Source organism: Roseateles chitinivorans, from assembly GCF_050632145.1.
GTDB classification, from domain to species: domain Bacteria; phylum Pseudomonadota; class Gammaproteobacteria; order Burkholderiales; family Burkholderiaceae_C; genus Roseateles; species Roseateles chitinivorans_B.
Window position 1 is genome coordinate 3,025,028 of sequence record NZ_CP192577.1, and the last position, 23,664, is coordinate 3,048,691.

General features: G+C 67.3%; 25 protein-coding genes. 7 read left to right on the forward strand and 18 right to left on the reverse strand.

The annotated features are described in order from the left end of the window. Positions 1–206 precede the first annotated feature (206 nt). The 6 genes from ACQ86G_RS13945 to ACQ86G_RS13970 all read left to right on the forward strand — a co-directional run bounded on the left by ACQ86G_RS13945 (position 207) and on the right by ACQ86G_RS13970 (position 6,814). Positions 207–1,367, forward strand: a complete 1,161-nt coding sequence (locus ACQ86G_RS13945) for a histidine kinase (protein ID WP_431261102.1) — start codon at positions 207–209, stop codon at positions 1,365–1,367. Beyond that, positions 1,364–2,011 (forward strand): response regulator, encoded by a 648-nt coding sequence (locus tag ACQ86G_RS13950; protein ID WP_088403375.1) that lies wholly within the window; start codon positions 1,364–1,366, stop codon positions 2,009–2,011. The genes ACQ86G_RS13945 and ACQ86G_RS13950 overlap by 4 nt, the downstream gene beginning before the upstream one ends. A 302-nt stretch (positions 2,012–2,313) precedes the next feature. After that, positions 2,314–3,531, forward strand: coding sequence for an efflux RND transporter periplasmic adaptor subunit (locus tag ACQ86G_RS13955; protein WP_431261103.1), 1,218 nt, complete (start codon positions 2,314–2,316; stop codon positions 3,529–3,531). Positions 3,532–3,574: 43 nt separating this feature from the next. Then, complete coding sequence (locus tag ACQ86G_RS13960; protein WP_431261104.1) at positions 3,575–4,285, forward strand: ABC transporter ATP-binding protein; 711 nt, start codon at positions 3,575–3,577, stop codon at positions 4,283–4,285. A gap of 40 nt (positions 4,286–4,325) precedes the next feature. Beyond that, on the forward strand, positions 4,326–5,495 hold the full coding sequence (locus ACQ86G_RS13965) for an ABC transporter permease (protein WP_431261105.1): 1,170 nt from the start codon (positions 4,326–4,328) through the stop codon (positions 5,493–5,495). A gap of 2 nt (positions 5,496–5,497) precedes the next feature. Next, positions 5,498–6,814 carry an ABC transporter permease gene (locus ACQ86G_RS13970; protein WP_431261106.1) on the forward strand — a complete coding sequence of 439 codons (1,317 nt, stop codon included), beginning with the start codon at positions 5,498–5,500 and terminating at the stop codon, positions 6,812–6,814. 54 nt (positions 6,815–6,868) lie between these two features. Here ACQ86G_RS13970 and fliR read toward each other — a convergent pair whose 3' ends face one another. From fliR to fliF, 13 genes are all read right to left on the reverse strand, one after another. After that, the gene (gene fliR / locus ACQ86G_RS13975) at positions 6,869–7,633 is read right to left on the reverse strand and encodes a flagellar biosynthetic protein FliR (protein ID WP_431261107.1); all 765 of its coding nucleotides are present in this window, start codon (positions 7,631–7,633) and stop codon (positions 6,869–6,871) included. Between the two features lie 49 nt (positions 7,634–7,682). After that, on the reverse strand, positions 7,683–7,952 hold the full coding sequence (gene fliQ, locus ACQ86G_RS13980) for a flagellar biosynthesis protein FliQ (RefSeq protein ID WP_088403381.1): 270 nt from the start codon (positions 7,950–7,952) through the stop codon (positions 7,683–7,685). 60 nt (positions 7,953–8,012) lie between these two features. Then, positions 8,013–8,825 (reverse strand): flagellar type III secretion system pore protein FliP, encoded by an 813-nt coding sequence (fliP, locus tag ACQ86G_RS13985; protein WP_431261108.1) that lies wholly within the window; start codon positions 8,823–8,825, stop codon positions 8,013–8,015. Positions 8,826–8,838: 13 nt separating this feature from the next. Next, positions 8,839–9,204: a FliO/MopB family protein gene (locus ACQ86G_RS13990; RefSeq protein WP_431261109.1), complete on the reverse strand. Its 366-nt coding sequence runs from the start codon at positions 9,202–9,204 to the stop codon at positions 8,839–8,841. Positions 9,205–9,269: 65 nt separating this feature from the next. Continuing rightward, positions 9,270–9,710: a flagellar motor switch protein FliN gene (gene fliN, locus ACQ86G_RS13995; protein ID WP_088403384.1), complete on the reverse strand. Its 441-nt coding sequence runs from the start codon at positions 9,708–9,710 to the stop codon at positions 9,270–9,272. Continuing rightward, positions 9,703–10,704 carry a flagellar motor switch protein FliM gene (gene fliM, locus ACQ86G_RS14000; RefSeq protein WP_067276207.1) on the reverse strand — a complete coding sequence of 334 codons (1,002 nt, stop codon included), beginning with the start codon at positions 10,702–10,704 and terminating at the stop codon, positions 9,703–9,705. Before fliM ends, fliN begins: the two co-directional genes overlap by 8 nt. A gap of 25 nt (positions 10,705–10,729) precedes the next feature. Further along, positions 10,730–11,311, reverse strand: a complete 582-nt coding sequence (locus tag ACQ86G_RS14005) for a flagellar basal body-associated FliL family protein (protein ID WP_067276206.1) — start codon at positions 11,309–11,311, stop codon at positions 10,730–10,732. Between the two features lie 136 nt (positions 11,312–11,447). After that, a complete protein-coding gene (locus ACQ86G_RS14010) occupies positions 11,448–12,926 on the reverse strand; it encodes a flagellar hook-length control protein FliK (protein ID WP_431261110.1) in 1,479 nt (492 codons plus the stop codon). Positions 12,927–12,959: 33 nt separating this feature from the next. After that, the gene (fliJ, locus tag ACQ86G_RS14015) at positions 12,960–13,430 is read right to left on the reverse strand and encodes a flagellar export protein FliJ (protein ID WP_088403387.1); all 471 of its coding nucleotides are present in this window, start codon (positions 13,428–13,430) and stop codon (positions 12,960–12,962) included. A gap of 34 nt (positions 13,431–13,464) precedes the next feature. After that, positions 13,465–14,889, reverse strand: coding sequence for a flagellar protein export ATPase FliI (gene fliI / locus ACQ86G_RS14020; RefSeq protein ID WP_431261111.1), 1,425 nt, complete (start codon positions 14,887–14,889; stop codon positions 13,465–13,467). Next, a complete protein-coding gene (locus ACQ86G_RS14025) occupies positions 14,886–15,749 on the reverse strand; it encodes a FliH/SctL family protein (protein ID WP_431261112.1) in 864 nt (287 codons plus the stop codon). Before ACQ86G_RS14025 ends, fliI begins: the two co-directional genes overlap by 4 nt. Before the next feature lie 39 nt (positions 15,750–15,788). Beyond that, positions 15,789–16,784, reverse strand: coding sequence for a flagellar motor switch protein FliG (gene fliG, locus ACQ86G_RS14030; RefSeq protein ID WP_088403390.1), 996 nt, complete (start codon positions 16,782–16,784; stop codon positions 15,789–15,791). Between the two features lie 48 nt (positions 16,785–16,832). Then, positions 16,833–18,566 (reverse strand): flagellar basal-body MS-ring/collar protein FliF, encoded by a 1,734-nt coding sequence (fliF, locus tag ACQ86G_RS14035; RefSeq protein ID WP_431261113.1) that lies wholly within the window; start codon positions 18,564–18,566, stop codon positions 16,833–16,835. 163 nt (positions 18,567–18,729) lie between these two features. Here fliF and fliE point away from each other — a divergent pair, with 163 nt between their 5' ends. Further along, complete coding sequence (gene fliE, locus ACQ86G_RS14040) at positions 18,730–19,050, forward strand: flagellar hook-basal body complex protein FliE (protein WP_231993099.1); 321 nt, start codon at positions 18,730–18,732, stop codon at positions 19,048–19,050. A 117-nt stretch (positions 19,051–19,167) separates the two neighbouring features. Here the strand turns inward: fliE and ACQ86G_RS14045 are convergent, their stop codons facing one another. The 5 genes from ACQ86G_RS14045 to ACQ86G_RS14065 all read right to left on the reverse strand — a co-directional run bounded on the left by ACQ86G_RS14045 (position 19,168) and on the right by ACQ86G_RS14065 (position 23,600). Further along, complete coding sequence (locus ACQ86G_RS14045) at positions 19,168–19,983, reverse strand: flagellar brake protein (protein WP_431261114.1); 816 nt, start codon at positions 19,981–19,983, stop codon at positions 19,168–19,170. 97 nt (positions 19,984–20,080) lie between these two features. Then, complete coding sequence (locus ACQ86G_RS14050; RefSeq protein WP_067282807.1) at positions 20,081–20,380, reverse strand: flagellar protein FliT; 300 nt, start codon at positions 20,378–20,380, stop codon at positions 20,081–20,083. A gap of 108 nt (positions 20,381–20,488) precedes the next feature. Next, positions 20,489–20,923, reverse strand: coding sequence for a flagellar export chaperone FliS (gene fliS / locus ACQ86G_RS14055; protein WP_431261115.1), 435 nt, complete (start codon positions 20,921–20,923; stop codon positions 20,489–20,491). A gap of 212 nt (positions 20,924–21,135) precedes the next feature. Further along, on the reverse strand, positions 21,136–22,566 hold the full coding sequence (gene fliD / locus ACQ86G_RS14060; protein WP_431261116.1) for a flagellar filament capping protein FliD: 1,431 nt from the start codon (positions 22,564–22,566) through the stop codon (positions 21,136–21,138). Between the two features lie 164 nt (positions 22,567–22,730). After that, a complete protein-coding gene (locus ACQ86G_RS14065; protein ID WP_431261117.1) occupies positions 22,731–23,600 on the reverse strand; it encodes a flagellin in 870 nt (289 codons plus the stop codon). Between the last annotated feature and the right edge of the window lie 64 nt (positions 23,601–23,664).

Genomic DNA, 23,664 nt, shown 5'->3' on the forward strand with positions numbered 1-23,664 from the left:
CAAGAATCTTCGGCGTTTGCCACGCATCTGTCGACGGGACTAACCGTGCAAAGTCATCCCAATAGCTCAGATCGGTAGTTCATCGACGGGACCGTGACAAATATCGATAAGGGTAAACCCAAGACTCTACGGTTTCCAGATGAATAAAACGTGGGGGTTCCCTGCATAGATGAGGGATGCGCGACAAACTTGGCATACTCCCGGCCATGCCGACTCTCCCCCTGGCCGAGCGCTCTCTGCGCCTGCTTCATATCGAGGATTCCGACCTGGATCACCAACTGATCCTGGCCCAGTTGCAACGGGCTGGATTGCGATTCGAGATCACGCGACTGGACACGTTGCCCGATATCGAGGCGGCCCTCGACCGGACCTGGGACGCGGTGATTTCCGATTACAACCTGCCGGGGTTTTCGGGCCTGGTCGTGCTGGACATGATCAAGCAGCGGCAACTGGTGCTCCCGTTCGTGCTGGTATCGGGTGAGATCGGCGAAGACACGGCGGTCGCGGCGATGCGCACCGGGGCGTCGGACTACCTGCTCAAGAACAATCTGGCGCGGCTCGCGCCGGCGCTGCTGCATGCGATCGAGTCCTTCGAAGCCCAGCTCGCCCGGCAGGAAGCCGACCGCGAACTGCTCAAGTCCAAGCAGCAGCTGCACGAACTGGCGGGGCACCTCCAGACCAGCGTCGAGATGGAGCGGGCGGCGATCGCCCGGGAGATCCATGACGATGTGGGGGGCTCGCTGACGGCGCTGAAGTTCGATCTGGCCTGGATCGCACGCCACAGCAAGGACGAGGATGTCCAGCAGCGGGTGCAGTCGGCGCTGGAGACGGTGACCAGCGCCATCGAGTCGAGCCAGCGCATCATGCACAACCTGCGTCCGGCGATCCTGGAACAGGGATTGCTGGCAGCAGTGCAGTGGCTGGCCGCGCGCTTCGAGCGCCGCACTGGCATCGCGACCGCGGTGCGGCATGTCGGCGAGCAGTTCCAGCTGCCGGCGGGCGTCCCGCTCGTGGCCTACCGCTGCGCGCAGGAGGCGCTGACCAATGTGTCCAAGCATGCCGGGGCGACCAAGGTCGACGTGGAGTTGAGCATGGAGGGCGGTGTGCTGACGCTGGAGATCAAGGACAACGGCCACGGCGTCGCGCCGGGCGACCTGAGCAAGGCGCGCAGCTTCGGCATCCGCGGCTTGCGCGAGCGCGCGGCGACGGTGGGTGGCTGGGTCGACCTGAGCAGCGGCCTGCAGGGCACGGCGCTGATCCTGTCGGTGCCGCTACGGGGCGTGTTCGGTGAGTTCGAGTTCGATGACGACGGCGAGCCGATCCCGGCCGGCGGCGGCCATGATCCCTCCTCATGGGGCGCCCTATGATCAAAGTCATCCTCTGCGACGACCACGCGCTGATCCGCCGCGGGATCCGCGACACGCTGTCCGACGCGCCCGACATCGAGGTCGTCGGCGAGGCCGGCGACTATGGCGAGCTGCGCAGCCTGATGCGCACGCTGCCGGTCGACAAGCAGTGCGACGTGCTGGTGCTGGACATCAACATGCCGGGCCGCAGCGGCCTGGACGTGCTGCACGTGCTCAAGGACGAGGGGACGACGACGCGGGTGCTGATCGTCTCGATGTATCCGGAGGACCAGTACGCGATCCGCGCGCTGCGCGCCGGGGCTTTCGGCTACGTGAACAAGGGTGGCGATCCGCAACTGCTGGTGCAGGCGGTGCGCACGGTGGCGCAGGGCCGCAAGTACGTGACGCCCGAGATCGCTCAGATGCTGGTCGAGAGCCTGACCGCGCCGGCGCCGGAGCAGGCGCACCAGAAGCTGTCCGACCGCGAGCTCCAGACGCTGGTGATGATCGCGTCGGGCAAGCGCCTGTCGGACATCGCCGAGGAGCTGATGCTCAGCCCGAAGACGGTGAGCGTGTACCGGGCTCGTGTCCTGGAGAAACTGGCGCTGTCCAACAATTCCGAACTGACCGTCTACGCCATCCGCAACGGGCTGGTCGAGAGCTGATCGAAGGGGCCCGAACGCCTGTCCCTGACGTTCCGATCGCGTGAAGTCAGCGAGCGGAGCTGGGGCCGGAATGGGGCTTGGGGTTCGCGGACGCGAGGCCCCATGCCCCGTGGAGCGCCCGCGCTTGGCCGCCCGAAGGCCTCCGAAGACCTGTCGAAAACCGCCCCTGCCGTTCGTCGTCCTCGGGGGACATTCACGCCAGCCAGCCGCCATTCATCGCAAGTCCGCCTTGACGAGGAGGGGGCGCCTCGGAGAATGCGCCCCGTACTGACACACAGGGGGCCGTCATCGATACCGCACTGTTGAAAGAGCTGCGCATCCAGGGGAACGAGCGCGAGGACCACGGCGGGGGACCGCCTGCGTGGGTCTGGGTACTGGTGGGGGTGCTGGTGGTCCTCGGGCTGCTGGCCGGTGGCGCCTGGTGGTGGTGGACCCAGTCGCAGGTGCCGGAGGTGGCGACCGCCAACGCGCAGGCTCGCAGCGGCGCCGGCGGCGGCGCGGTGTTGCAGGCCACCGGGTATGTGACCGCACGTCGCTCGGCCACGGTCTCCACGCAGATCACGGGGACCCTGACCGAGGTGCTCTTCGAGGAAGGCGACCGCATCGCCAAGGGTCAGGTCCTGGCGAGGCTGGAGGATCACGCGCTGCGCGCGGCGCTCGACATGGCGCGCGCCAACGTCAAGAGTGCCCAGGCCAACATCGACGCCGCGCGAGCCCAACTGGCGCAGACCCAGTCCGACCTGAGGCGCCAGGATGAACTGGCCGCGAGCGGCATGTCCACGAAGCAAGCCGCTGAACAGGCGCGCACCGCGGTGATGACCACCGCGGCCCAGCTGGAAGCGCGTCGCCGCGAGGCCGACGCCGCGACGGCGCAGGCCACGCAGGCGCAGGTCAACTTCGACTACACCGTGGTCAAGGCGCCGTTCGCGGGCGTCATCACCGCCAAGGCGGCCCAGGTGGGCGAGATCGTCTCCCCGCTGTCCGCGGGCGGTGGCTTCACCCGCACCGGTGTCGGCACCATCGTCGACATGGAGTCGCTGGAAGTGGACGTCGATGTCAACGAGGCCTACATCGGCCAGGTCAAGGGTGACATGCCGGCCGAAGCGGTGCTGGACGCCTATCCCGACTGGCGCATCCCCGCGCACGTGATTGCGGTGGTGCCGGCAGCCGACCGCGGCAAGGCGACGGTCAAGGTGCGTGTGGCGCTGGAGCAGAAGGACCAGCGCGTGGTGCCCGACATGGGCGTGCGCGTGTCCTTCCTGGCCGCCAAGGCGGATGCGAAGACCGCGCCGCCACCGGGTGTGCTGGTGCCGAAATCCGCCGTCACGGCCCGGGATGGTGTGCCGGTGGTCTTCGTCGTCGTCGGGCAGAACGCCGCGGCGCGCAAGGTGAAGCAGGGAACGCCGGTGGGGGAGCAGGCGGTGGTGTTGGACGGCCTCAAGGCCGGCGAGCCCATCGTCCTGGATCCGCCGGAACAGTTGGTGGACGGCGGCCCGATCAAGCTGAAGGCCGGCGAGTGAGCTGCAAGGGCCGCGCGCCCCGGGCCCAGTGAATGAACCGTTGATGCGAGGAGTCACCGTGAGCAACCTGATCGAGATCCGTGACCTGTCCAAGGTCTACACCCGAGGCAAGCAGAAAGTGGAAGTGCTGCACCACATCGACCTCGACGTGCGCGAGGGCGAATTCCTGGCGCTGATGGGGCCGTCGGGCTCCGGCAAGACGACGCTGCTGAACCTGATCGGCGGGCTGGATCAGCCCAGCGGCGGCAGCATCGCCATCGGCGGCGAGCGCATCGACCAGCTCAGCTCCGCGGCGTTGGCGAAGTGGCGTGCGGCCCGCGTGGGCTTCGTGTTCCAGTTCTACAACCTGATGCCGACGCTCTCGGCGCAGCGCAACGTGGAGCTGCCGCTGCTGCTGACCAAGCTGTCCGCGGCAGAGCGCAAGAAGCGCGCCGCGATCGCGTTGCAACTGGTGGGCTTGTCGGACCGCGCCAGCCACAAGCCGACGGAACTGTCCGGCGGCCAGCAGCAGCGCGTCTCGATCGCGCGGGCGATCGTCTCCGACCCGACCCTGCTGGTCTGCGACGAACCCACTGGCGACCTGGACCGTCAATCGGCCGAGGACGTGCTGGCGCTGCTGCAGGCGCTGAACCGCGACCATGGCAAGACCATCGTGATGGTCACGCATGATCCGAAGGCCGCCGAGCGCGCCCGCCAGACGCTGCACCTGGACAAGGGCACGCTGGTCGAGCAGACCGTCTCCGCGACCGCCTGACGCCGCGGCGTCCGGGTCAAGTCCCAAGAAAGGGCTCGCCATGAAATACCTTCACCTCATCTGGGCGGCGCTGTTCCGGCGCAAGCTCCGGACGGTGCTGACGCTGGTGTCCATCATCACCGCGTTCCTGCTGTTCGGGCTGCTGGACGCGGTCCGCACCTCCTTCGACCAGGCCGGCCAGTCGGCCAACGGCGCGTCGCGGCTGCAGACCGGCTCGCGGTTGTCGTTCATCCAGACGCTCCCGATGGCGCTGACACAGCGCATCCAGGCCGTCGATGGCGCCAAGACCGTGACCTTCGCGAACTGGTTCGGCGGCGCCTACCAGGACCCGCACAACCAGGTCGTGAGCTTCGCGGTCGCGCCGAACTACCTGGACGCGTATCCCGAGATGGTCGTGAGCGCGCAGGCGCGCCAGGCCTTCGCGTCGACACGCATCGGGGTGCTGGTCGGTGAACGGCTGGCCAAGCGCTTCAACTGGAAGGTCGGGGACAAGATCCCCTTGCAGTCGACGATCTTCCCCGACCGCAACGGCAGCAAGAACTGGCAGTTCGAGGTCGTCGGCATGATCGGCTCCGCGGACAAGAAGGCAGGCGGCTGGTACGACCAGCTGTTCCTGCTGAACTGGAAGTACTTCGACGACACGACGCCCTACAACCAGGGCCAGGTCGGCTGGTACGTGACGCGTGTCGCCGATGCGAACCAGGCGGATCGCGTGGCCAAGGCGATCGACGCGATCTCCGCCAACTCCGACCATGAGACCCGCACGCAGACCGAGCAGGCGGCGATGGCCTCCTGGATGAAGCAGATCGCGGACATCGGCCTGATCGTCAGCTCGATCATGGGGGCGGTGTTCTTCACGCTGCTGCTGCTCTCAGGCAACACGATGATGCAGGCGGTGCGCGAGCGTACCAGCGAGATCGCGGTGCTGAAGACGATCGGATTCTCCGGGCGCAGCGTGCTGGCGATGGTGCTGGCGGAGTCGGTGCTGCTGCTGGTGATCGGTGGCGTGATCGGGCTGGCACTGGCGAGCGTGATCGGACCGGTGGTCAGCGCTGGCAGCGGCGGCGCGTTGAATCTGCCGGCGGCCGGGCTGCGCAGCTGGACGATGGGGGTCGGCTTCATGGTGCTCTTCGGCGTGATCGTCGGCGCATTGCCGGCGCTGAACGCGATGCGGCTCAACATCACCGACGCGCTGGCGGGGAGGGCGTGATCATGAAATTCCTGAAGAACCTGGGACTGCTCGTGCTGCTGGCGCTCGTGCTGGTGGGCTGGGTGATGCTGCCGTGGTTCGGCGCCGTCGGGGTGGCGGTGCTGCTGGCGCTGTGGATGCTGCTGACGCGGCGGGGCGCGCAGGCGCGCTCGGTGACCGGCGTCGGCGTGAGCACGCTTTCGCAGCGGATCGGCTCGTCGGCGGTGATCGTCGTGGGCATCGCGGGTGTGGTCGGCGTGCTGGTGGCGTTGCTGGCGATGGCCGAGGGCTATGCGGAGACGCTGCGCAAGTCCGGCAGCGAAGACACCGCCATCGTCCTGCGCGGCGGTTCGGCGGCGGAGGTGGCCTCCGTGATGACCCGGGACGACATCGTGCAGATCGCGCAGGCGCCGGGCGTGGCGAAGAGCGCCAAGGGCGAGCCTCTGGCCTCGGCGGAGACCGTGGTCGCTGCCAACCTCCCTGTGAAGGGCACGAAGACCGATGAAGAGGGCAGCGTCCAGGTGCGCGGCGTGGGCGATGAAGCCTTCGCGGTACGTCCTCAGGTCAAGATCGTCGCGGGCCGGAAGTTCCAGCCGGGTCTGAAGGAGATGATCGTCGGCCAAGGCGCCGCGCGTCAGTTCGAAGGCCTGGAACCCGGCAAGCAGATCCGCATGGGCAGCCAGATGTGGACGGTGACGGGTGTGTTCGCGTCCGGCGATTCGATGGACTCGGAGCTGTGGGCCGATGCGCCCGTGGTCGCGGAGACCTACCGTCGCGGCGCAAGCCGGAACTCGGTGACGGTGAAGCTGACCGATGCGAAGGCCTTCAAGGATTTCAAGGCGGCCCTCGACGGCAATCCGCAGCTGAAGGTCGACACGTCGACGACGCTCGCGTTCTTCTCGAAGCAGTCCGAGCAGATGACCAAGATCCTGCGGATCATCGGCATCGTGGTCGGCACGATCATGGCGATCGGCGCCATCTTCGGCGCGTTGAACACCATGTTCGCGGCGGTGGCGACGCGGGCGCGCGAGATCGCGACCTTGCGGGCGATCGGCTTCCCCGGACTGCCGGTGGTGGTGGCGGTGATGCTGGAGACGATGCTGCTGGCCGCGCTCGGAGGCGTCATCGGCGGTGCGGTCGCCTACCTGCTGTTCAACGGCCATGCGGCCTCGACGATGAGCGCCGGCGCCGTGGGCAAGCTCAGTTTCGAGCTGCGTGTCTCGGGGCAGCTGCTGTGGGAAGGGCTGAAGTGGGCCCTGGCCATCGGCTTCATCGGTGGCCTGTTCCCTGCAGTGCGGGCGGCGAGCCTGCCGGTCACCACCGCGCTGCGCGAGCTCTGAAAGAGGAAACCGGCCGTTGCTGGGAAGCATCGGCCGGTGTGGATGCCGCAGCGGTCAGTTGAACGCCGCCAGCATCCTTTCCAGCGCGATCATGAACGGTTGATGCATCAGCGGCAGTGTCGCGACCAGCCCCACCAGGCCGATGCTGACGGTCAGCGGGAAACCGACCGAGAACACGTTCAGCTGCGGCGCCACGCGCGAGATGATGCCGAGCACGAGGTTCACGAACATCAGCATCGTGATCAGCGGCAGCGCGATCCACAGCCCCATGCGGAAGATCTCCGCGCCCCACACCTGCGGCTGCGCGATGCGCAGGAAGCGGAAGGGCTCCTCGCCGACCGGGAAGGCCTGGAAGCTCTCGACCAGCGAATTGATGAGCATCAGGTGCCCGTTGATCGCGACGAACAGGAAGGCCACCATCGAGCCGAGGAAACGCGACGTCGACGTGCCCTGCGAGCCGGTCGACGGATCGAAGAAGCCGGCGAAGTTCAGCCCCATCTGAAGACCGATCAGTTCGCCGGCGAACTCGAGCGCGGCGAACACCACCCGCACCGCGAAACCCATCGCCAGCCCGATCAGCAACTGCTGCCCCGTCACGGCGAGCAGCTGCGGCAGCGAGTCGAGCGGGATCACCGGCATCGCCGGCAGCGACGGTTGTGCGGCCACCGCGATGAACAGCGCCAGCCCGATGCGCACGCGCGCCGGCACCTGACGCTGGCTGAACACCGGCATCCCGGCGAACAGGGCCAGCGTGCGGATGAACGGCCACAGGACCGGATTGATCCAGGCGAGCAGTTGCGCTTCGCTGAAGGAGATCATCGGGATCGAAGACCGTGGAATCGGGCCGGGCGGCGCGCGGGCGCCAGGCTCAGCCCAGCGCCTGCGGAATGCTCTGCAGCGTGCGTTGGATGTACTCGACCAGCGTCGTGATCATCCAGGGGCCCGCGACCGCCAGCACCAGCACCGCGGCGACGATCTTGGGCACGAACGACAGCGTCGATTCATTGATCTGCGTCGCCGCCTGGAACACCGACACCAGCACGCCGACGGCCAGCACCGTCAGGAGGATCGGCGCCGCGACCATCAGCAGCACGTACAGGCCCTGCTGACCGACCGAGAAGACCTGTTGTGCATCCATGACTTGTCCTTGGTATCGCGTCCGGGGTGGCGTCGGTTTGGCGCGGAGACGGGTGCGCCGCTACTGCGCGAACGACGCCGCCAGCGAGCCCAGCAGCAGGTTCCAGCCGTCCGCCAGCACGAACAGCATCAGCTTGAACGGCAGCGACACCAGCACCGGCGACAGCATCATCATCCCCAGGCTCATCAGCACGCTGGAGACGATCATGTCGATCACCAGGAACGGGATGAAGATGAGGAAGGCGATCTGGAACGCCGATTTCAGCTCGCTGGTCACGAAGGCGGGCACCAGCACGCGGAAGGGCACGTTCTCCGGCGCGACGTTGGGTTCGAGCTTGGCGAGCTTGGCGAACAGCGCGACGTCCGACTGGCGCGTCTGCTTGAGCATGAAGGCGCGCATCGGCACCTGCGCGCGGTCGAGTGCGACCTCGAAGCCGATCTGTCCGGCCTGATAGGGCTGGTAAGCGTCGGCGTAGACGCGGTCCAGCGTCGGGCTCATCACGAAGAAGGTCAGGAACAGCGACAGGCCGACGATCACCTGGTTCGGCGGCGCCGCCTGCGTGCCCAGCGCCTGGCGCAGCAGCGACAGCACGATCACGATCCGGGTGAAGCCGGTCATCATCAGCAGCACCGCCGGCAGGAAGCCCAGCGCGGTGAAGAACAGCAGGGTCTGGATCGGCACCGAGTAGCTGTTGCCCCCCGCACCCTGGCCGATGATCAGCGGCACGCTGGCGGGTGCGCCGCCTTGCTGGGCCCAGGCCGCAGCACCGAAGCTGCCGAGCGCGAGCACGCCCGCGATGCCCAGAGCGCGCCGCGACAGCCGCCGGCGGCGGGGCTCATGCGGAGTGGGGGCGTTCGAGGTCGAAGCGGTCATGCGCCGTTCCCGATCAGACCGAGGTATTGGACCCGGGGCCATCGGCGTGCCTGCCGCCCAGGCTGCGCTTGAGCATCGAGGAGAACGACGGTTGCGCCGCCTGCAGCGCCGCGCCGGCGTCGGCCTGTGGCGGCATCACGTGCAAGGTGCGGATCTGCTGGCCAGTGACGCCGAGCACCAGCCATTGGCGGTCCTCGTCCTGGCCGACCTCGACGATCACGAGTCGCTGGCTTGGCGAGATCACCAGCTGCGCGACGGTGCGCAGCTGTCCGCCCAACGCGCCACCGCCCAAGGGCGTGCGCTTGAGGAGCCACAGCACGACTGGAATCAGGGCCAGGATGGCCAGGAACCAGAGGAGGGGGACGAGGCTGTTGTTCATGGCGCTGAATTATGCGTCCCTGAAACGCATCAGCCCCACCGGGGTGGGGCTGATCAGGGGTCAGGTTATGCCTTGCTCAGGCGCCGCATCCGTTCGGACGGCGTCACGATGTCGGTGAGGCGGATGCCGAACTTGTCGTTCACGACCACGACCTCGCCCTGGGCGATCAGGTAGCCGTTGACCAGCACGTCCATCGGCTCGCCGGCCAGTGCGTCGAGCTCGACGACCGAGCCCTGCGCCAGCTGCAGGATGTTCTTGATCGGAATCCGGGTGCGACCGAGTTCAACCGTGAGCTGGACGGGGATGTCCAGGATCATGTTGATGTCGCTGCCGGGCAGGTTGCCCGGCGTCGGCGAGAAGTTGGTGAAGGCCGCCGGCGCGACCTGCTCGGTCACCTGCTGCACTTCGGCCGCGACCTCGCTGCCGCCGCCGCCGGCTTCCGCCAGCGCCGCCGCCCATTCGGCGGCCATCGCGTCCTGTTCGTCCATCGGGGTGTTGTCAGCCATTGCGGGCTCCCAGCCAGCCGGCATCCGGGCCGGTCAGCATCTTTTCAATCTTGATCGAATACTTGCCGTTCGAGGTGCCGTAATGGCAATCGAACACCGGCACGCCGTCCACCTTGGCCTGGATGATCTGCTCCAGGTCCAGCTCGATGAAGTCGCCCGGCTTGAAGGCCAGCAGCTGTTCGACGGTCGCGGGGGCCTTGGCCAGCTCCGCCACCAGTTCGACCTCGGCCGACTGGATCTGGTGCTTGAGCAGGTTGACCCAGCGGCGGTCGGGTTCGCTCGAGTCGCCCTGCGTGGTGCTGTACAGCACGTCGCGGATCGGCTCCAGCGTCGAATACGGGATGCAGAAGTACACCGTGCCGCTGGTCTCGCCGATTTCCAGCGTGAACGAGGTGGACACGATGATCTCGCTGGGCGTGGCGATGTTGGCGAACTGCGGCTGCATCTCCGAGCGCTGGTATTCCAGCTCCAGCGGATAGATGCCCTTCCACGCCTTGGTGTACTCCTGGATGATCACTTCGACCAGTCGCAGGATCACGCGCTGCTCGGTGGCGGAGAAGTCCCGGCCCTCGATGCGGGTGTGGAACTTGCCGATGCCGCCGAACAGCGAGTCGATCACCGCGAACACCAGCGTCGGGTCGCAGACGATCAGGCCGCTGCCGCGCAGCGGCTTCACCGACACGATGTTGAAGTTGGTCGGGACGACGATCTCGCGCAGGAAGGCGCTGTACTTCTGCACCTTGATGCCGCCGATGGCGACTTCCGGGCTCTTGCGGATGAAGTTGAACAGCCCGATGCGGATGTTGCGCGCGAAGCGTTCGTTGATGATCTCCATCGTGGGCATGCGCCCACGGACGATCCGTTCCTGGCTGGCGAGGTTGTACTCGCGGATGCCGCCGGTCTGGACCTCTTCGGCCTCGAGCTTCTGGCTCTCGCCGGTGATGCCCTGCAGCAGGGCATCGACTTCGTCTTGGGAAAGGATCTGCTGATTCATCGCGCGCTCCTTGCTGTGCGGCCCGTCACTGCACGATGAAGGTGGAGAACAGGACCTGCGTCACCGGGCTTTCGACCTGGCGCTTCTTCTTCTTTTTCTTCTTGGGCGCGGCGTCCTCGTCCTCATCCTCGTCGTCGAGCTCGATGCCCATCGGGCGCACGGCCTCGCGGCGGATTTCCTTGGCCAGCTTTTCCTTGCCTTCGGCGCTCAGCAGCTCGGCCGAGGTCTTGTGCGACAGCACCAGCAGCACGTTGTTGCGGATCGCCGGCATGTAGGCCTTGAGCTGGTCGGCGAAATGCGCGTCGGCGACTTCCAGCGTGATGCCGACCTGCGCGAAGCGGTCGACTTCCTTGTCCGCCAGGTTCACCGTGAACGGGTCCAGCGGGACGAAGGTCGGCGGCGTGCCCGGCTTGGCGTGGGCGGCAGCCGCGGGCTTCTCCTCGGCGGCGGCGCCTTCCTCGTCGTCGGCATGCGACTTCTTCTTCATCATCAGCAACGCGGCGACGCCCACCAGCACCACCACCAGGACGATGGCGACGATGATGATCAGCTTCTTCTTGCCGCCACCCTTGACGGCGGCGTCGTTGCCTGCGGCGGCTGTGGCCATGGGCGCTCCGGTGATGAAAAGAGGGACGTTGTCGGGGAACCGGATCTGGTGACCCGGCAATGTCTCCCATTGTGAAGCGCCGCCAAAGCGCTCAACGCGCGAAAAGGCGGCGGATTCCGGTCAGACTCGGGGATCGTCAGGCGTACAGGTCGACCAGGCCGCGCGGTGCGGAACGGCGCTCCGACCGGCCGGTGGCGGCGATGGCGCCGTCGTCGTCCGAGCCCTGGCCGCGACCGCTCCGACGACCATGGCCGTTGGACGTGCCGTCGGCGGAACCGTCGCCACGATTCTGGCCGCCGCTGGACTGCGACTGGGCGAACACCCCGCCGCCGCTCAGGGTCAAGCCCTGCGCCTGCAGGGCTGCCGCCAGATCGGGCAGGCTGCGTTCCAGCACCTCGCGGGTCGCGGCGTGCTGGGCATGGAAGTTCACCTGCGCCTGCTGGCCGTCGAGCTGGATGTTGATCGATACCGGGCCCATCTCGGTCGGATTGAGCTGGAGCTGGGCTTCGTGCACGCCGTCCTGGATCAGCAGGCTGACGCTGGCGGACAGTTCCGGTGCGAAGTCGGGGCTGTCCAGCGGGTGGCTGAGCGGGACACTGGGGGCCTGGGTCGCGGACGTCGCATCGGCGCCGGAAGTGCTGGACGCCGCACCGGTCTGCTGCGCCGCGGCGAGCAGCGCCTCGAAGCTCGGCTGCGGACCCTTGGCGGCCGCGTCGCCCATCGAGATCTCGTGCGCGCCACTGGACGCGGCGTGCAGCGCGTCGGTCTGGGCGGACTTGTCCGCGCCTTCGACCGCGCTGGCAGTGCCCGCGGCGGCCTGGCTCAGTTCGCGCTGAAGCTGCTGGCGCTCGCGCAGGACGTCGCCGGTGGTCTGTTGCTTGCCTTGGGCATTGGCGCCGCCGGGCAGGGCGTCGGTGCCTGCTTCGTCGCCTTCGGCCGTGCCGGCGCGCGGCTGGGCCCTGGTCTCGACGGGCGCGTCGCCGCGCAGCATCGCCAGGATCTGCTCGGCAGCGGTCGCGCCGGTGTCCTTCGCGTCCTTGGCGGCCTTCTTGTCCTTGCCTTCGTCATCCTTGGCAACGACGCGCTCGGCGTCCTTGCCGCTGGCGGCATCGGTCCGGGCGGTGTCCGCTGGGTCCGAGGCATCGGCAGCGTCAGCAACGTCCGTTGCTTCTCCGGCAGTGGCCGGATCCGACTTCGTCGCGCGGGTCGGGGTCTTGGCGTCTTCGGCCTTGCTGGCGCTGTTGCGGGCGGCGGCATTGCGCGCGGCGAGCTTGTTCTCGTCTTTCGCGGCGGTGTTCTCAGGCGTACGCGGCGGCGGTGACATGGGCTTGGGCGGCTGTGCCGACTCCTGGCGCTGCGCCTGCTGCTGGGCTTCCAGCTGCCGGGACTGCTGCTGCGATTGCATCTGCTGGCTCGCCAGCTGCTGGGATTGCAGCTTCGCCATGGTCGTCTTGGCCGATTGCGCCGACTGATCCTGCAACTGCTGGTTGCTCTGGTTCAGCAGACGGGAGAAGTCTGTCGACGCGCCGTCCTTGCGACCGGTGTAGGCGGGGTTGTTCGCGCCGAGGCCGCCGAGGGCGCCCGGCATCGGGTTCATGTTCTGGATCTGCGTCATGGCGAGGGAGGTTCCGGGTGGACCGGGTCGCGATCAGGCGACCAGCCGGGACATCGGGTTGCCGCCGCGCGAGGCGGCGCGGGCGGCCTGTTCATCGGTGGCGCGCTGCTCCTGGCGCATCTGGCTGCGCAGCGTCTCGGCGCGGCGGCGCTCGATCAGCTTGCGCACCGAGGCGACGCGCAGTTCGCGCTCGCGCACCAGGTCGCGGGCGGCGGACAGGCGCTGGTCGGCGTAGTCGGCGATGCCGCCCTGCTGACCGATGGCCTGGTCCAGGCGCTGGCCGAAGTTCTGATAGCAGCCCAGCAATTGCACGGTCGTCCGTTGGGCGAATTCCTGCGACCAGCGGGTGCGGTAGTCCGTGCGGTACTGCGACAACTGGTCATGCTGGTTGCGCGCCGCGTTCGCACGCGACTGCGCGTCCTGCAGATGACGCAGCGCTTCATCGCGCTCGGCCTCCGCGCGTTCGAGGAGAACGGTCAGGGCCTGCAGATTGGAACTACTCATGTCGATGACCTCGCTTTACGGATGTCGGCAGCTATCACGCAAAGTTAAGTGTGGCGGTCAACTGATTGAGGCAATCGTTCAAAGAAGCGGGGGAATGCATGTCTTGTTGGAGCAATCGGTCCATGTCGCCATGCAGGCGGACCGCCATGTCCAACTCGGGGTCGTGGCCGGGCTGATAGGCGCCCAGCTGGATCAGGTCGCGCGCCTTGTTGTACTTCGCCAGGAGCTGCCGGAAACGGCGCGCCAGTTCGACGTGGCGCTTGTCGGCCACGCTGGTCATGACGCGCGAGATGGACCGTTCCACGTCGATCGCAGGGTAGTGCCCACTCTCCGCCAACTCGCGGCTGAGCACGATGTGGCCGTCGAGGATGCCTCGGGCGGCGTCCGCAATCGGATCCTGCTGGTCGTCGCCTTCGGACAGTACGGTGTAGAAGGCGGTGATCGATCCTTCGCCGGCCAGGCCGTTGCCGCTGCGTTCCACCAACTGCGGAAGCTTCGCGAAGCAGGAAGGCGGATAGCCTTTTGTCGCCGGTGGTTCGCCGATCGCGAGGGCGATCTCGCGCTGCGCCATCGCGTAGCGGGTGAGCGAATCCATCAGTAGCAGCACGTGCTGGCCGCGGTCGCGGAAATGCTCGGCGATCGCGGTGGCGTAGGTCGCGCCCTGCATGCGCAGCAGCGGCGGCGCGTCGGCCGGCGCTGCGACGACGACGCTGCGATGCAGGCCTTCCTCACCGAGGATGTCCTCGATGAATTCCTTCACTTCGCGGCCGCGTTCGCCGATCAGGCCGACGACGATGACGTCCGCCTGCGTGTAGCGGGCCATCATGCCCAGCAGCACCGATTTGCCGACGCCCGTGCCGGCGAACAGGCCCAGTCGCTGGCCGCGACCGACGGTCAGCAGCGAATTGATGGCGCGGACGCCGGTGTCCAGCGGACGGCGTACGGGGTCGCGGTCCATCGCGTTGATCGGGCGGCGGACCATGGGTTCGTCGCGGATCTCGGCCAGCGGGCCGCGGCGATCGATCGGATGCCCCTGCGGGTCGACGACACGGCCCAGCAGGCCGTCGCCCATCGGCAGATGCAGGCCGCGGTCCTCGTCGCGTCGCCAGGGATGGCGTTCCTCGCCCAGCGCGGGTCCGTGCAGCGCGGCGGGGCGCGGCAGCACCATCGCGCCGCTGGCCAGGCCCTGGATCTCGTCGGTCGGCATCAGGTAGGCGCGGTCGCCGGAGAAGCCGACGACTTCCGCCGTCACCGGGCGTTGCCCGCGACGCGGCGAAGCGGCGGTCGAGGGCATGTGGATCTCGCAGACCGACCCGACCGGGACCTTCACGCCGGTGGCTTCCAGCACCAGGCCGGCGACGCGCACCAGCTTGCCCTGCGGCTCGATCGGCGGCGCGTTGCCGGCGAAGGCCTGCAGGTCGTCGAAGTACTGGCGCCAGCGGTCGGTACGGGCGCTCATGATTCGCGGTCCTCGGACGCGCCTTGATTGGCGCCGTGCGGCAGGCCGCCGTACTGGCTGGGTGTGGGCTCGAGGCGGAAGTCCAGCCGGGCATCCCGCTGTTCATCGGCGGCGCTGCGGCGGTTCTCCCAGACGGAGGTCTGACCGAGCGCGCCGGCCGCCGACTGCCAGCGGGCCGGCAGCGAGGCGTCGACGCTGCAGATGTCGGCATCGACCTTGACGCCGCCCCGGGCGATCGAGGGATCGGGGATGACCTGGGCCTCGCGGGCGCGCAGCTCCTGGCCGGCGCCGTCCAGCACCAGCGGCAGGTCGTCGGGATGCACGCGCACGCGGACGTGGCGGGCGTTGATCAGCAGGGCCTCGACGGCATCGTGCGCCACCTTGGCCACGAGTTCCGGCGCCGTCTCCAGTTCATTGCGGACGACCTGACGGGCCAGTTCGACGGCGGTGCGCGCCAGCGCGTCGGCCATGTCCTGTTCCATCGCGGACAGGTCCTGGTCGAAGCTGGCGACCAGTTGCCCCACCTGGGCACTGATCTGCTTGGCGAAGCTCTGCTTGAAGGCGTCCAGCGCGGCCATGCCATCGCGGTAGCCGTCCTGGTACCCGGCCTGCCGCGCCTGCTGCACCAGTTCTTCGACGCTGGGACCCGGCGGAGGCGGCGGAGGCGGCGGTTCGACCGGGGCGGGCGCGGTGACCGCGGGACGGCGCGGGGCGGCGCCGCCATCGAGCGCGCCCGGATTCCACGCGGCGAAGCCCGACAGCTCCTCGCGGGGAATGATGCGGCCGTAGGTGCTGCCGCGCTGCTGGTCGCCATCGGCGCGCGGCGGTGGCGGAACTTGACGGGGAGGGCGGGTGACCATCGTGGCGGGTGTCCGTCGGCGGAAGAAGCGACCAGCGTATTACAGGAACTGGTCGTCGCCGCCGCCGGCGAGCACGATCTGGCCTTCGTCGACGAGACGACGGACGACCTTGAGGATTTCCTTCTGCTCGGCCTCGACCTCGGACAGGCGGACCGGGCCGCGCGAATCCAGGTCCTCGCGCAGCGTCTCGGCGGCGCGGGAGGACATGTTGCGGAAGATCTTCTCGCGCAGCTCCGGGCCGGCGCCCTTGAGCGCGACGATGAGCGATTCGGACTGCACTTCCTTGAGGATGGCCTGGATGCCGCGGTCGTCGATCTTGTCCACGTCGTCGAACGTGAACATGTTGTCCATGATCTTCTGCGCCAGGTCGGAGTCGGCCTCGCGGATGTAGTCCAGCACCGACGCCTCGACGCTGGTGCCCATCATGTTGATGATCTCGGCCGCGGTCTTGACGCCGCCCAGGTTGGACTTCTTCATGCGCTCGCCGCCGGCCAGGATCTGGCCCATGACCTCGTTGAGGTCCTTCAGCGCCATCGGCTGGATGCCGTCCAGCGTGGCGATGCGGATCAGCACCTCATTGCGCTGGCGCTCGGTGAAGACCCGCAGCACCGAGCTGCTCTGGTCGAAGTCCAGGTGCGACAGGATGGCGGCGACGATCTGGGGATGCTCGTTGCGCAGCAGTTCCGCGACCGAACCCGGATCCATCCACTTCAGCGATTCGATCGAGGAGACGTCCGATCCCTGCAGGATCCGGTCCAGCAGCAGGTTGGCCTTGTCCTCGCCCAGCGCCTTGCGCAGCACGGAGCGGACGTACTCGTCGGTGTCGCTGACCAGCGTGCTCTGGGTCTCGGCGACCAGATCGAACTTGTCGAGCACGCGCTCGACGCGCTCGCGCGGCACGACCTTCATCTTGGCGATGGTCTCGCCGAGCTTCTGCACTTCCTTGGGCGCGAGGTGCTTGAAGACCTCGGAGGCTTCCTCCTCGCCCAGCGACATCAGCAGGATGGCTGCGTCTTCTACGCCTTTGTCGTCCATGGTGGTGTCTCGCTATCGATCCGGGTGGGCGTGCTTGGTCGTCGGGGTTCAGCGGCGGCCACCGGCGGGCGCGGCCGTTTCCAGCTCCTCGCCGTTGACCCAGGCGCGCATGATGTTGGCCACCGCGATCGGGTTCTCCTTGGCCAGCAGGCGGGCGCGCTCGAGCTTGTCGTTCGAGATCGGCGCCTCCAGGGCCGGCAGACCGCCAGGACCGCGCGGGCCGCCGAGCGCCAGCTGTTCGTCCTCGACCACGCTGAGCGCGTTGTTGCTGGCAGTGTCGTCCTTCTGTTCGGCCGGCGGCGGGAAAGCCGCCTTGAGAGCAGGGCGAACCAGCCCGAACACGGCGATCAGCGCGACCAGCACCAGGGCGGCGGGCACGGCGAAGTCGCGGGCGACGTCGCGCAGCCACGGTTGCTGCCACAGCGGCACGTCGGCGTTCTCGATCTTGTCGGACACGAACGGGGTGCTGATGACCTTGATCGAATCGCCGCGCTCCTGCGAGAAGCCCAGCGCTTCCTTGACCAGCGAGTCCAGCTTCTGGATCTCGTTCTCGGACAGCGGCTGGCTGGAGGTCTTGCCGTTCTTGTCGGTGACGGTCTTCTGGTTGACCACGACGGCGGCGTTCAGGCGACGGATCTGGCCGATCGCATTGCGGGTGACGCGCACGGTGCGGTCGAGCTCGAACTGCGTGTCGTTGTTGCGGCGCAGGTTCTGCGTGCCGCCGGACTGGCCGGCCGGCTGCAGCTGCTGGGCCTGACCGTTGATCGGCGCGGCTGCCTGCGGCGGGACCTGGTTGCTGGTCGCACCGGGCACGCCCGTGGGTACTCCGGCAGAGCCGCCGGATTGTTCTTCCGAGGTCAGGCGACGCACGCTGCTCTGCGTGTTCGGACCCTGGTTGGGCTTGTATTCCTCGGCGGTGGATTCGACCTGGCTGAAGTCGACGTCGGCGGTGACCGTCGAGCGCAGGTTGTCCCGGCCGACGACAGGTTCCAGAAGCTCGGCGACACGTTTGTTCAGGTTGGCTTCGATCTGTTGCTTGTATTGCAGCTGCTGGCTGTCCAGGCCGATGGCGTTGCCGTCCGGGTTCTGGGAAAGCAGGGCGCCGGTGCTGTCGAGCACGCTGACGGCCTTGGGGTTCAGCTCCGGCACCGACGAGGACACCAGGTGGACGATGCCGGCGATCTGGGCGCGGTCCAGCGTGCGGCCGCCGCGCAGCGTCAACATGACGGAGGCGCTGGGCTTCTGCTGCTCACGGAAGAAGCCGTTCTGCTGCGGCATGGCCAGGTGGACGCGCGCGTCGGCGACGTCGGCCATGGCGGTGATGGTGCGGGTCAGTTCGCCTTCGAGCGCACGCTGGAAGTTCAGCCGCTCGTTGAAGGCGGTCTGGCCGATGGACTGCTTGTCCATCAGCTCGAAACCGACGATGCCGCCCTTGGGCAGGCCGGCGGAGGCCAGCTTCATGCGCAGGTCGTAGACCTGGTTGGCGGGCACCATGATGACGCCGCCCGGGTCGTTGCGGTAGGGCACGTTCATCTGCGACAGCTGCGCGATGACGGCGCCGCCGTCCTTGTCGGACAGGCCGGAGAACAGCGGCCGGTAGTCCGGCTTGGCCGTCATCATCGACATCGCCACGATGACCGCCAGCAGCGCGGCCACGCCGCCGCCGAGCATCATCTTGCTCTTGGCGGGCATCGCCGCCAGACGGGCGGGCAGGCCGGCCGGTTTGGCGGTCTGCTGCACCTCGGGGAGTCCGGCGGCGGGGCTGCTCAGGGCGTTGTCCATGGGGCGGTGGTGTACGGCTGGTGTCGAACGGAGTGCCCAGGCGGACGCCTCGACACAGGACTGGATTATTTCGATGGACGGCCTCAAGAATGGTGGGAACAGGCCGAAGAAGGCCCCCCAGTTCGGAGCTATGGACGGCCTGCGGATCCGTACGATGCGTTCCGTGGACCTGAAACTCAAACCCTTCGACTTCGCCAACGCGGTGGCACGCGCCGGCCTGACCCCCCAGGGTCAGCCGGTGGCCAAGGCCGCGTCGGGCGGTGCGAGCTTCGCGGATGCGATGAGCTCGGCGTTGAAGTCCGTCAGCACGCAGCAGAACGAGGCGTCGCGGCTGCAGCGGGAGGTCCAGCTCGACAATCCGACCGTCAGCCTGGAAGAGACCATGGTCGCCATGCAGAAGGCGCAGATCGGCTTCCAGGCGACGCTGCAGGTGCGCAACCGGCTGGTGTCCGCCTACTCGGAAATCATGAACATGCAGGTGTAAGCGAGGTCTTGGCGCGTGCAACGCGTGTTGATGCTCCGCTGGATCTCCGCATCACGAACGAAAAAGCCGCCTCTCGGGCGACTTTGTTCATTTGGCGACCTATCTTGCCATCAGCAGTCAGATGCTGCGCCGCATCAATCGTTCTCGTTTCTGCGCCTGGTCGATGAAGATCTGTAGCGCGCGGGCCGCCGTGGGGGCCAGGGAGACGAAGGCACAGCCGGCATGGTGCGGCGCGCCCTGGTCGCTGTCGGACATGTGCTGGATTCTCAGCAGCGCGGAGAAACTGACTTCGCGCTCGAGCTCCAACGTGCCGCTGATCTCCTCGCCTGCCTGCGGCACCGGGACCACGTTCGCCGGCCATTGCAGCGCGATGCCGCCTGCGCTCACGTTCATCACGCGCATGCGGGGCAGATCCGGGTTGGCCAGCTTCAGTGCCGGGTAGAGCTGCCCGGCCGAGGCGACCCGGTAAGCCTGACGCCTCTGAAAGCGGTACAGGCGCAGGGGCACCGGCGATCGCAGCACTTCCGCCCCGTCGCCGCGGATGGCCACCAGCCCGGACACGTCGAACTGCAGCTTGATCTTGTCCAGGAAAGCCGTCGCCACCAGCTCGTCGCTGGCCAGCACCGGCGCGAGGGTGTCGCCGACCTGCGGTGCCTCCATCGTCAGCATCCCGTGCGGCGTGTCCAGTGCCCGCAGCACCGTGTGGATCGCTTCGCCGTCTGGCGTCGACAGCTGGATGCGCGCCTGGGACTGCAGCAGCTCGCGCAGCCAGTTCATGATTTCACCGGGCGCGTCCATCCGGAAATCGGTGTCCGCGGCGTCGGGGGGCTCGTGGATAGCTTCAGGTCGCTCAAGGCCAGCATCCGGCAGGATTCGTTGGGAAAATTCTCTCGCATCCCCAAGGCAAACGCCGCGCCAACCCCATCCGTTCAAGGGGCCGGTCGCGGCGCTGTCGTGAGTCCCGAGCCCGGTCGCGTGACCGATGTCTCGGATCGCCCGGGCGGTCGGAGGAAGCCGATCCGCCGGCTGATCAGTGGACCGTCTTGGACTTGCCCTTCATCAGCTGGTCCAGGTCTTCCAGCCACGGCTCGGCCAGGTGGCGGATCTCCGCGTCGTTGACCAGGATGCGCTGCATGATGCGCGTCTTGAGCTGCGCTTCGTCCGGGCCCAGGTTCTGGCTGGAGGCCGCATGCTTGAGCTGCGAGATCAGCAGCACGCAGGCGCCTTCGAGCTTCACCACTTCGTCCCAGTTGCCCGAACGGGCGGCGCTCAGCATGTCGGCGCTGGCTTGTTCGATGGCTTCGTAATAGCTCAACAGTTGGGTGCTCATGAGGCGGTCCGGGGTCGGGGCGGCGTGGGCGGCGGAGGTCTGGGGCTTGGCGGTGTACTTGGACATGGAACTTCTCAAGTCGTCAGGCTGAAGGGCGGGGTCCGGGGCTCAGGCCGCGGCGCGTTGGTCGGCGGAGGCCGGGGCGATGCTGGCCCAGGCTTCCTTGATCGGTTGCAGCAGCTTCACGCATTCCTCGATCGCGACGTCGTCGCTGCGCAGGTTGGCGTAGGTCAGCCGGGTGCAGATATAGGCGTACAGGTCGCGCAGGTCCAGGGCCAGCTCGCCCGATTCCAGGTTGAGGGCCGCTTTCAGGCCTTCGTCCAGGATGCGGACCGCGCGGCTCAGGCTGCGGTTCTTCACTTCGACATTGCCGGAGCGGATCGCGCCGATGGCTTGCGTCATCGAATCGAAGGCGCCGTCCAGCAGCAGGCTCACGAGGCGATGCGGCGAGGCCGTCATCACGTCCGTTTCCACGCCGACGCGGTTGTACATGCTGCTGGCGCGCTGACCGTGGGAGGCGAAGGGGGAGGAGTTGCCGTACATGATTTGTTGCTGCGGTGTGCTGAAGTGCTTGAATCAGTTTTCGGCCCCCGCCGGCCCAACTTGAGCCTCCCCCGTGTCGAATTTGTCTCGAAATTCTGCCTGCGTGAAGAAAAGGAAAAGCCTCCGTGAGGAGGCTTGTCGGTGCTCTTTTCGAAGCGCCGGAGAAGGGCGGTGACGACGGCCCTGTTCCGTCCCCGACCGCCGCCGCCGCGTCAGCTGCTGCTGAGCATGCTGGTGATCTTGCTGACGTAGCTCTGCATGTCGTTGAGCTTGGCCATCTGCGTGTCCAGCGCCGTGTATTGCGCGCGCAGGCGTTTCTCGTAGGCGTCGGCGCGGTCGTTGAGCTCGTCGACGCGCTTGCCGTTGGCCGTCACGCGCGATTGCAGGCCGGTGGTCCGGGTCGTGATCGAGCCGTCGAAGCCGGTGACCTGGTCGGCGAAGCCGCGCCAGCGCGTGGCCATGCCGTTGTTGTTCGCATCGCTGCTGTCCACACCCATGAACAGGTTCTTCAGGTCGCCCATGCTGCCCAGTGCGCTGGTCAGCTTGGTGTCGTTGACCTTCATCGTGCCGTCGGCGTTGATGTCGATGCCGATGTCCGACAGCCGGCCGAACTGGCCGCCGAGGGTGCTGCCCGACGCCGTGATGTTGCGCAGCTGGCTCTGCAGGCCGACCGCGGTGCTGTCGCCCTGGAGCGCGCCAGCGGTCTTGTTGGTGTCGTCGTACTTGGTGTCGTTGCGCATCAGCGTCATCAGGCTGTTGTACGACGTGACGAAGTCGGTGATCGCCTTCTTGACGCTGTCCTTGTCCTGGCCGACGGTGATGGTCGAATCCCCTTTTTTCAGAAGATTGATCGTCAGGCCGTCGACGGCGCCCTCGATGTTGTTGGTCGCCGAGTTGATGTCCAGCCCGTTGATCTTCAGGACGGCATTCGCCGCTGCCGTGTTGTTTCCAAAGTTCTTGATGCCGGCAGTCGGGTCGTAAGCCAGGGCGGACAGGCCACCGGTGTCGCCGTTGTTGCCGTCGTCGTCGGCCGTGGTGATGCGGAAGCCATTGGCTTCGCCGGTGTCTTTGGATCGGATCACCAGGCGCGAGCCGGAGGCGTCGGTCACGACCGACGCCAGCACGCCGGCGCCCGAAGCGTTCACCTTGTCGCGGATGTTGGCCAGCGTGTCGGTCGAGGAAATCGAGATGCTGACCGGCGTCTTGCCATCCTTGCTCGTGAAAGTCGGGTTGGCGACGGTGCCGCCCCACTGGCCGAGCTCAATGGTCATCGTGCCGGAGCCGACGGTGGCGTTGTTCCCGAAGGCCGTGCTGGCGTTGGACTGCGCCGCTGCGAGCGAAGTGACCGACATCGAGTAAGAGCCCGCGCCGGAACCGTTGCCCGCGATGACCGTGGCGATCGAGGTGTCGGAAGAGGTCGCGGTCAGCGCAGCCCAGGTCGACGGATTGGCCAGCTTGGCGGCTGCGTCGCGCATCGTGCTGAAGGCGCTCTTGATCTTCCCGTATTCGGAGATCTGCGTCTTGATCGTGTCGGTGCGCGTCTGGAGATCCGTGATCGGCTGCTTCTCGAGCGAGACCAGCTTCGTGACGATGCTCTCGACGTCCAGGCCGCTGCCCAGACCGGCGGAAGTAATGGATGCCATCGTTCTTGCTCCCTGTGACCCTGACCACCGTGGCCCGGCTCCCCTCGTGGAAGTCCCAAGCGCGACAGGGCCCCGCGTGTGTTGCGTGAGGCCCTGTCCTGCTTATCGGCGCCCGTGGCACCGACTTTAGGACGGTGACCCGGGGGATTGATTGCGTTTTTCTATCAGCCCTTGAGCAGCGACAGCACCTGCTGCGGCAGCTGGTTCGCTTGAGCGACCATCGCGTTGCCCGCCTGCTGCAGGATCTGCGCGCGGCTCAGGTTGGACGTTTCGACCGCGAAGTCGGCGTCCATGATCCGGCTGCGGGCGGCGGTCTGGTTCTCGAACGCCACCTGCAGGTTGGAGATCACGGCGTCGAAGCGGTTCTGCGTCGCACCCAGCGTCGCGCGCTGGCTGTTGACGGTGTCCAGCGCCGCGTCGATGTTGGCGACGACCTCGGCGATCTTGGCCGGGTCGGAGTCACGGTTGATGCTGCCCCGGTCGGTGCCGTTGGCATCGGTCCCGGCGACCCTGACGATCGACTCATCGGCGGACATGTTCGGCGTGGTGACCGAGATCTCGTCGTTGGATGTCGTATTCGGGCCGACCTGGAAGACCTGGGGAAGGGCGGCATCGGCGCCGAGGATGTATTTCCCGTTGAAGGTCGTCCCCGCGGTGACCCGCTGGATTTCCTTGGCGAGCTCGCCGAATTCCTTGTCCAGCGAATCCTTGTCGCTGTCCGCGTTGGTCGCGTTGCGTGCCTGGATCGCCAGTTCACGCATCCGCTGCAGCGAATCGGCGACCTTGCCCAGCGCGCCTTCCGCGGTCTGCGACAGCGAGATGCCGTCGTTGGCATTGCGCATCGCCACCGTCATGCCGCGTGCTTGCGAGTTCATGCGTTCGGCGATCGCCAGGCCGGCGGCGTCGTCCTTCGCGGAGTTCACCCGCAGGCCCGACGACAGGCGCTGCATCGAGGTCGCCAGCGACGACTGCGACGAGTTCAGATTGCGTTGCGCGTTCAGCGAGGCAATGTTGGTGTTGATGGTCTGTGGCATTGATGCACTCCTGCGGAGATCCTGTCCTGGCTGCGATCCCGGTTAGGTGGGTCGGTTCCCGACC

Excerpts from the sequence above, each read along its gene's own strand:
- ACQ86G_RS13965 (WP_431261105.1), top strand. The coding sequence starts at position 4,326 with ATGAAATACCTTCACCTCATCTGGGCGGCGCTGTTCCGGCGCAAGCTC.
- fliP (WP_431261108.1), bottom strand. The coding sequence starts at position 8,825 with ATGACCGCTTCGACCTCGAACGCCCCCACTCCGCATGAGCCCCGCCGC.
- fliR (WP_431261107.1), bottom strand. The coding sequence starts at position 7,633 with ATGATCTCCTTCAGCGAAGCGCAACTGCTCGCCTGGATCAATCCGGTC.
- fliF (WP_431261113.1), bottom strand. The coding sequence starts at position 18,566 with ATGGACAACGCCCTGAGCAGCCCCGCCGCCGGACTCCCCGAGGTGCAG.
- ACQ86G_RS14065 (WP_431261117.1), bottom strand. The coding sequence starts at position 23,600 with ATGCCACAGACCATCAACACCAACATTGCCTCGCTGAACGCGCAACGC.
- ACQ86G_RS13960 (WP_431261104.1), top strand. The coding sequence starts at position 3,575 with ATGCGAGGAGTCACCGTGAGCAACCTGATCGAGATCCGTGACCTGTCC.
- fliS (WP_431261115.1), bottom strand. The coding sequence starts at position 20,923 with ATGTACGGCAACTCCTCCCCCTTCGCCTCCCACGGTCAGCGCGCCAGC.
- ACQ86G_RS14050 (WP_067282807.1), bottom strand. The coding sequence starts at position 20,380 with ATGAGCACCCAACTGTTGAGCTATTACGAAGCCATCGAACAAGCCAGC.
- ACQ86G_RS13945 (WP_431261102.1), top strand. The coding sequence starts at position 207 with ATGCCGACTCTCCCCCTGGCCGAGCGCTCTCTGCGCCTGCTTCATATC.
- ACQ86G_RS14025 (WP_431261112.1), bottom strand. The coding sequence starts at position 15,749 with ATGGTCACCCGCCCTCCCCGTCAAGTTCCGCCACCGCCGCGCGCCGAT.
- fliJ (WP_088403387.1), bottom strand. The coding sequence starts at position 13,430 with ATGAGTAGTTCCAATCTGCAGGCCCTGACCGTTCTCCTCGAACGCGCG.
- fliQ (WP_088403381.1), bottom strand. The coding sequence starts at position 7,952 with ATGGATGCACAACAGGTCTTCTCGGTCGGTCAGCAGGGCCTGTACGTG.
- fliI (WP_431261111.1), bottom strand. The coding sequence starts at position 14,889 with ATGAGCGCCCGTACCGACCGCTGGCGCCAGTACTTCGACGACCTGCAG.
- fliD (WP_431261116.1), bottom strand. The coding sequence starts at position 22,566 with ATGGCATCCATTACTTCCGCCGGTCTGGGCAGCGGCCTGGACGTCGAG.
- ACQ86G_RS13950 (WP_088403375.1), top strand. The coding sequence starts at position 1,364 with ATGATCAAAGTCATCCTCTGCGACGACCACGCGCTGATCCGCCGCGGG.
- ACQ86G_RS14005 (WP_067276206.1), bottom strand. The coding sequence starts at position 11,311 with ATGGCCACAGCCGCCGCAGGCAACGACGCCGCCGTCAAGGGTGGCGGC.
- fliG (WP_088403390.1), bottom strand. The coding sequence starts at position 16,784 with ATGGACGACAAAGGCGTAGAAGACGCAGCCATCCTGCTGATGTCGCTG.
- ACQ86G_RS13990 (WP_431261109.1), bottom strand. The coding sequence starts at position 9,204 with ATGAACAACAGCCTCGTCCCCCTCCTCTGGTTCCTGGCCATCCTGGCC.
- ACQ86G_RS13970 (WP_431261106.1), top strand. The coding sequence starts at position 5,498 with ATGAAATTCCTGAAGAACCTGGGACTGCTCGTGCTGCTGGCGCTCGTG.
- ACQ86G_RS14010 (WP_431261110.1), bottom strand. The coding sequence starts at position 12,926 with ATGACGCAGATCCAGAACATGAACCCGATGCCGGGCGCCCTCGGCGGC.
- fliM (WP_067276207.1), bottom strand. The coding sequence starts at position 10,704 with ATGAATCAGCAGATCCTTTCCCAAGACGAAGTCGATGCCCTGCTGCAG.
- fliN (WP_088403384.1), bottom strand. The coding sequence starts at position 9,710 with ATGGCTGACAACACCCCGATGGACGAACAGGACGCGATGGCCGCCGAA.